This is a genomic window from Evtepia gabavorous (assembly GCF_003425665.1).
GTDB lineage: Bacteria > Bacillota > Clostridia > Oscillospirales > Oscillospiraceae > Evtepia > Evtepia gabavorous.
Window position 1 is genome coordinate 1 of sequence record NZ_QQRQ01000045.1, and the last position, 7,237, is coordinate 7,237.

At 53.0% G+C, this 7,237-nt stretch carries 4 protein-coding genes; 1 reads left to right on the plus strand and 3 read right to left on the minus strand.

Going from position 1 to position 7,237, the window contains the following annotated elements; translation table 11 throughout:
- From DV520_RS11830 to DV520_RS11840, 3 genes are all read right to left on the minus strand, one after another.
- A partial coding sequence (locus tag DV520_RS11830) for an oligosaccharide flippase family protein (protein ID WP_148881888.1) occupies positions 1-509 on the minus strand: 509 nt, incomplete at its 3' end.
- A gap of 3 nt (positions 510-512) precedes the next feature.
- Positions 513-1,847, minus strand: a complete 1,335-nt coding sequence (locus tag DV520_RS11835; protein WP_117142996.1) for an amidohydrolase family protein — start codon at positions 1,845-1,847, stop codon at positions 513-515.
- Positions 1,848-1,863: 16 nt separating this feature from the next.
- Positions 1,864-2,691 carry a purine-nucleoside phosphorylase gene (locus tag DV520_RS11840; RefSeq protein ID WP_021919266.1) on the minus strand — a complete coding sequence of 276 codons (828 nt, stop codon included), beginning with the start codon at positions 2,689-2,691 and terminating at the stop codon, positions 1,864-1,866.
- Positions 2,692-3,335: 644 nt separating this feature from the next.
- Between DV520_RS11840 and DV520_RS11845 the strand changes: the two genes are divergently transcribed.
- Positions 3,336-6,857: an S-layer homology domain-containing protein gene (locus DV520_RS11845; protein WP_117142997.1), complete on the plus strand. Its 3,522-nt coding sequence runs from the start codon at positions 3,336-3,338 to the stop codon at positions 6,855-6,857.
- The last annotated feature ends 380 nt before the right edge of the window (positions 6,858-7,237 follow it).

A 7,237-nucleotide genomic window follows, 5' to 3' on the forward strand; every position in this document is an offset into this window, starting at 1 on the left:
CCCAGCTTGGTCAGGGCCTCCAGCACCTGGGAGACCGCCGTGGGCACCATGTCCGAGTGGCCCTGGGCATAGCCCCGGTAGGCCGACATGGTACACACAAAGAAGCAGGACAGCGCCATCACCCGCACAGCGGGGGCGGCCAGACTGTCCCCCTGGAGATTGGCCAGGGGCTGGGCAAAGACAAACATCACCAGGCTGCTGATGGAGCCCAGAATGACAAAGGTGACCAGCGCCACCCGGAAAACCCGGTTCACCTGGTTCCGCCGGTCCAGGGCGTTGGCCTCGGAGATGGTCTTGGACATGGCCACCGGCAGGCCGGCGGTGGAGATCATCAGCAGCAGGTTGTAGATGGCGTAGGCGTTGTTGAAGTGGCCGAAGCCCACATCCCCCAAGATGCGCCCCAGGGGGATTTTATATAGGGCGCCAATGATTTTCACGATGGCGATGCTCACGGCCAGGATGGCCGCCCCGCCGAAAAATGTGTTGCTTTTCTGCGTTCGTTCTTTCAAAAGTCAATTCCTCCGGTCGGCAAGGCTGGCGCCGTCCCCAAAGAGCAGGGGCAGGGCATAGGTCTCCACCTCGGCCTTGATCCGCTCCAGGTCCAGGGTGAAGAAGGTTCCATCCTTGTATATGATCTTTCCCCGGGCCATATTCATCACCACGTCGGACCCCCGGGCGGAATAGACCAGGTTGTCCTCCACACTGTGGCAGGGGGTGAGGCTGGGGCGGTCAAAGTCCACCAGGATCAGGTCGGCGGTATAGCCGGGGACAATCTGTCCGGTCCTCCGCCCCAGGGCCCGGGCACCGTCCCGGCTGGCCATGGCCAGCACCTGGCGGGGCAGCAGGGCCAGGGGGTCATGGGTGACCCCGTTGTGGAGAATGGCCGCGAACTTCATCTCCTCAAACATGTCGTGGTTGTTGTTGGAGGACACCCCGTCGGTGCCCAGGGCGATGTTCACCCCCGCCCGCTTCATGGCGGGAATCCAGGCCACCCCAGAGCCCAGCTTCAGGTTGGACACGGGATTGTGGATGCAGGAGACCCCCTTCTCCGCCATGAGGGCCCAGTCCTCCTCGGTGGTCCAGACACAGTGGGCGGCAATGGCCCGGGTGTCCCAGACCCCGTACCGGTCCAGGATCTGCAAGGGGGTCTTGCCCCAGCGTTTCTTGCAGGCCTCGTGCTCAGACTGGGTCTCGGAGACATGGACGTGCATCCCCAGTTTTTTCTCCTGGGCGTACGCCGCCATCCACTGCCACAGGGGGACGTTGGAGGTATACTCCCCGTGGATGGAGGCGTCCACCAAAATCTGGCCGTTCCCCGCGCCGTGCCACTCCTCGGTGAGCCGGCGCTGGTTGTCACAGTCCTTGCAGGTGGCCGGGCTGAAGTCCGCCGGGGCCCCGAAGTAGACCCCCCCGCAGGAGAGATTGGCGCTGATGCCCGCTTCCAGCACGGTTTGGGCGATGTCGGTGGTGTGCATGTACATGTCAGCGATGGTGGTCACCCCGCCGGCAATGAGCTCGGCCAGGGCCAGCCCTGTGCCGGCCCGGACCGCCCGGCCGTCCAGCTTGGCCTCCGTGGGGAAGATCCACTGGTTGAGCCAGGTGTGCAGGTCGCACCCCCCGCCGTAGCCCCGGAGCAGGGTCATGGGGATGTGGGTATGGGCGTTGACCAGGCCGGGCATGAGGACGTTGTTTCCGCAGTCGATCTCCCGGTCAAAGGGCCCCTGGGGACGCTGGGTGCCCACGGAGGAGATGGTCTCCCCCTCCACAACCACATAGGCCCCCTCCAGCAGGGTGTCCGCCTCGTCCATCAGCAGGGCGCGGCAGTGATACAGTAAGCTTCGTTCCATAGCGGGCCTCCTTCCCTCAGTTCAGGTGCTCCAGGCAGGCCAGCACCAGGGAGGAGAACCGGTCCCGGGCCGCGGCGGCGGCCTCCAGCACCTCTTCCTCGCTGAGCTTTTTGGGCAGCACCCCGGCGGCCATGTTGGAGACCAGGGTGAAGCCCAGCACCTCCATGCCGCAGTGCCCGGCGGTGATGACCTCCGGCGCGGTGGACATGCCCACGGCGTCCGCCCCCAGAATCCGGGCCATGCGGACCTCGGCGGGGGTCTCGTACTGGGGACCGGGGAAGTACATGTAAACCCCCTCCTTCAGGTCCATGTCCAGCCGGCGGGCCTGCTGGCGGGCCAGCTCCTGGAGCCGGGGGGTGTAGAGGTAGCTGGCGTCGGGGAACCGGGGACCGAACTCCGGGATGTTCTCCCCCCACAGGGGAGACTCCATGAAAATTTTAATGTGGTCGGTGATGAGCATCAGGTCCCCGGCCTGAAACTTCCAGTTCACCCCGCCGGCGGCGTTGGTGACAAAGAGGGTGTCGCACCCCAGCAGGCGGAGCACCCGGACCCCGTAGCTCACCTCCTCATAGGAGTATCCCTCGTAGTGGTGGACCCGACCCTGCATCACGGCCACCGGCTGGCCGGCCAGGCGGCCGAAGACCAGCTGTCCTTTGTGTCCCGGGGCGGTGGAATGTTTAAAATGGGGAATCTCCCCGTAGGGGACCACCACGGCGTCCTCCACCAGGTCCCCCAGATACCCCAGGCCGGAGCCCAGAATCATGGCCACCTTGGGCCGGAACCCTCCCAGCTTGGCCTGCAGAGCGTCCGCGCTTTCCCGATATTGGGCAAAGGTATAATTCATAGCATATCCTCCATCTCGGGGCCGCGCCCCTGTTTTTTCCCTGGCCCCCGGCCAGGGTTTCCGTCAAGTATACTGGGATATCTTACACCCACTGCACGGAAAAATCAAATAAAATCCTTGGCGCTGCAAGGTTTTTTCTCCCTTGGCAGGGGGCCGGGGCGGGATTTTTCCCCCGCCCCGCCTCTGTCCCGCCAAAACCGCCGGGCGGCTGTTTTTCTGCTTGCTATTTCCTGCCAGTCCGTGCTATAATATCGGTGAAAAACAAAATATGCGGCAGATTTCAGGGCTCCGACCCCCTGAAATCCTGCGCAGGTGCCATAACCACCTACACAACGGCCCAAGGCCGCACCGCATGGACGATATTATACAGTTTTTCCAGACCCTTTGCAAGGGTTTCCCTTGCTTTGCGCGATTGAAGGACTGTCTTTTGTCGTAGTCATTTTCGGGTGTGCTCCAAGGGCAAAGTGTGCATAGGCATTTTTGCCTCCTGACCTTGTCGTGTAGGGCTGTGACCTGCACGGCATTTTTGTTTTTCCCCGACCCGCTCGGGGGAAGCTGGGCTTCCCCCGGGGTTTGGGCGGGAGAACGATACAAAACAGCGTATATCGTTGTACCAAAGACAGATTGAAAAAGGAGGAAAAGAGATGAGGAAGCGTTTATTGTCGTGGGTCCTCTTGTTCGCTTTGGCGTTGTCATTGCTGCCGATGGGCACGTTGGCAGCGGAGGAGACGCAGAGTTGGCAAGAGGCCTATCGGGAGTATATCCAGTCTGACCTGGAGAACACGGCAGGTAGTGGGTATCTTGACGGAGCAAAAGAGGAAACGAGGTATTTCCTGTTCGATGTAAATGAGGACAGCATACCGGAACTTTGGATTAACTATTCCACTAGCGCCTATGGGAAGCGGTTGTGTTCTTATGCGAATAGACAAGTCCAAGTACAAAATGTTGCCTATGGAGAGCTTTCCTACATTCCAGGGCAGTCTCTGGTTTTTACCTCTGGAGGGCACATGGGATATTTTTGGGATACTGTTTATCATTTAGAGAATGGCAATTTTAAAATAGCTGAAGAAGGGTTGATTAAAATTGTAGATAACAACGGATATGAAGTTTCTGAAAATGAGTACCGATATACCTGGAATAACCAGGTTGTAGATAAATCAACCTATGAAAGTAAGTTAGGTGCTGCTTTTGATACCTTGCAAGCAGTAAACCCGCCGCAGGATGGAGGTCTAACATATCAAGAGGTTCTAAATGCTCTGAACACGAGTAAAACTCCGCCGGAAACACTTTATAGGCAAATCATAGATAAATATAAGACAGGTGTTGACGAAAAGTGGACAATACAGGAATTTTCAGAGAATAATTTGGCCTATGTATGTGGATACCGGCCAGAACATGTTGGCTATGCATTTATGGATCTTGATGGAAATGGCGTAAAGGAACTCATAATTGGAGATACGGAATATGGAATAGATGGCGTGATATATGCGCTCTACAGTTACGCAGACGGAAGTATAAAGGAAGTTTTTTCGAGTGGGGAGCGCGATCGCCACAGCCTTTGTGACGGTGGCATTATTCTTAATGATTGGTCAAATAGTGCTTGGAATAATGGCCGCGCATATTACAGGATTTCAGGAACAACATTATCTTTGAAAGAAAGAATTGTGGGAGATAAAGATAAAAACGGAAATTATGTTCAATTTTATAGCACAACAGAAAACGATCAAGATTTAATCTCCATTACAGAAGAGAAAGCACAGGAAATTAGAGATTCTTATGTCAAGGAAAGCATTCAATATACCTCTTTTTCGGAGTATAATCCAGACGCACCAGGAAGTGAAGATGCTGCCAATGCTTTGCAGGAACAATTTATAAAAGAGCATATAGAGTATGCTACCAGCAAAAATTACAAACAAGATATTGTTATGGGATATAGCAATTATCTCTTAAGTATTTTAGAGGAGTCGCAAAAAGATGCTTCTGTTTCTGGATATAATCTTTTGAATGGGCTTAACAATGGACTAAATCTCGATTTTGAACTTAATGATGTTGATATGTACGAGCTGATTTTGTCAGAGTTGCTCTATAGCGAGCAAAGTCGGGATGGATTACAGTCCATGTACCAGGAAAACTTTGTGAATTCAGCGATTTTGGTTCTTACAAAAATACTAGAAAACGCATCCATCAAAGAATCTTTGGGAGACGCTGTTTTTAATCTTCTCAAAAACAAACTTGCTGAGCTTGAAAAAGCAGCAGATGATACTGAAAATTTTATTAGCGTTTTTGACACTATAATAGATATTTTGAATGATAGCACGTCGAAAGAAAGCCTTGTTGATTCATTAAAAAACAGCTCTTTACCTCTTGAAATCAGCATTGATGGACTGCAAGCAGTCTGTACCTCAGCTAAAGATATTGTTGAGTATATTGTTGCCGGAAGCGCATATGCAAATACGCAAGAAGAATTTGTTGAGGTTCTAACAATATTGCTTGGATACTCTGGGCAGGTTGCAAATAACGGTTGGGACATTTTCGTTGATATTCCAGCTATGGATCGAGTAATTAATTCTAGTGCGCTCTGTTCTGCACTTAATAACTTTATCACTAGAATGGAAAAATACAAACAAGACAATATAACGGCTGTTGCAGAATATTCTGTACAAGTGTTAGGAAATGAGAGTCACGATTTTATGGTTGATTCCATTAAAAAAATTGCGTTAAAAGGTACGGATGCCATGCTTTCTCTCGTTCCGGTTTTAAGCTGGGCTGTGTCAATAAGAGAGTCCCTTGGAATAGGGCTGTCACTAGTTGAGATAGTTACAAATGTTGATGAAACGGCATATGCAGCTGATATGATTACAAAATATTACTGCTTAGCTGTTCTTATGAATAAGACAGTCGATGGATGCAAAGGTGGGTTGTTGAGCGAGGATAGTGATGCTATCCAGTTTAAAGCGGCTGTTATTTTTGATCAATCTATCAATATGTATAAGTCGGTTATAAAACTCGCGTCTGACTATGCTGTAAAATATGAAACTGAAAAATTAAAGACAGCAATAAGGCAAGATAGCATATCTACACATTCCTTCGCAATATCTTTAGCGATGACACAAAAGATTCTTTGCGATGAAATACGTTGCCATTCTGTTGGCCTTGAGTATGATCCCTCTTCAGGAACCGTATTTTACAATACATCTGCTTTGAAAGTCTATACAATTGCTTGCCCTGTTGATGCTATTGTAAAAACAGATTCAGGGAAACAAATAGCGCATCTATCAAATTCGGGAAACATCGTTACCTCTGGGTATGAACAGTATTGCTTTACTGTCGAAAATGAAGCTAATAGTAGTGATAAAATTAAAGTGATTGTTGTTCCAACATCTTACCAAGTAACGCTGAAGGGCACAGACAATGGAATCATGGACGCCTATGTGGTAAATATAACAAACGATAAAATCGAAGACGTTTCTGCGTTCTACGAAGTTCCCATTACAAATGGAGCAGAAGGTACATTTGTCCCATCGCAACAAAATGATAAAGTTGCAAACTTAATATTTGATGGAAAGACCTATAAACCAACTGTGGGAGAAGTTCCTGACCAGCCCGTCCCCACAGAACCCTTTGCCGATGTCAGCCGGGGCGATTGGTTCTATGAGGCAGTCCAGTACGTCTACGACAAGGGCATGATGACCGGCGTGTCGGCGGACCGGTTTGCCCCTGCCTCCACCACCACCCGTGGGATGATCGTGACCATCCTCTACCGGCTGGAGAACGAGCCTGCGGTGTCCGGCGGCAGCGCCTTCACCGACGTGGAGAACGGCGCCTGGTATGCCGATGCCGTTGCCTGGGCAGCGGCCAATGACATTGTCAACGGCACCAGCGCCACCACCTTCGCCCCCAACAGCCCCATCACCCGGGAGCAGATGGCGGCGATCCTGTACCGGTATGCCGCCTACAAGGGCTATGACGTGAGCCAGAAGGCGGACCTGTCGGGCTACACCGACGCCGCCTCCATCAGCGGCTACGCCAAGGACGCTCTGGCCTGGGCCAATGCCCAGAAGCTTATCACCGGGGTGACGGACACCACCCTGAACCCCCAGGGCAGCGCCACCCGCGCCCAGGTGGCCACCATTCTCATGCGGCTGTGTGAGACCGTGGTAAAATAATCTACAAACTACCCGAGACCGGGGAGGGAGCTGCGGCTCTCTCCTCGGTTTTTTCTCTGGGTTGGGGGCAGAGAGCGGTGGGGGCTTTTTCCATCGCCGTTGGAACGGGCGGGAACGGAGCCCTCCCGGGCGGGGCCCTATTTCTTTGAAGAAATAGGGGAAAGAACACCAAGGGGAAGGAGGTTCCTTCCCCTTGGAACCCCATTCTCTGGTGGGAGGAATGGGGAAAGGTGGTTGGTCAGGTAGGGGCCTGGCCTGCGGCCTCTAAGACCAACGCCTCATGGCCCGCCCACCGGCTCGGGCGGGCGGGAGAAGTGGTTCGTTGACGGGAGGAAAAAGTGGGAAACGAAATGGTTTTTCTCCTCCTTTTCCCAAAGGGT

Excerpts from the sequence above, each read along its gene's own strand:
- DV520_RS11840 (WP_021919266.1), bottom strand. The coding sequence starts at position 2,691 with ATGAATTATACCTTTGCCCAATATCGGGAAAGCGCGGACGCTCTGCAG.
- DV520_RS11835 (WP_117142996.1), bottom strand. The coding sequence starts at position 1,847 with ATGGAACGAAGCTTACTGTATCACTGCCGCGCCCTGCTGATGGACGAG.
- DV520_RS11845 (WP_117142997.1), top strand. The coding sequence starts at position 3,336 with ATGAGGAAGCGTTTATTGTCGTGGGTCCTCTTGTTCGCTTTGGCGTTG.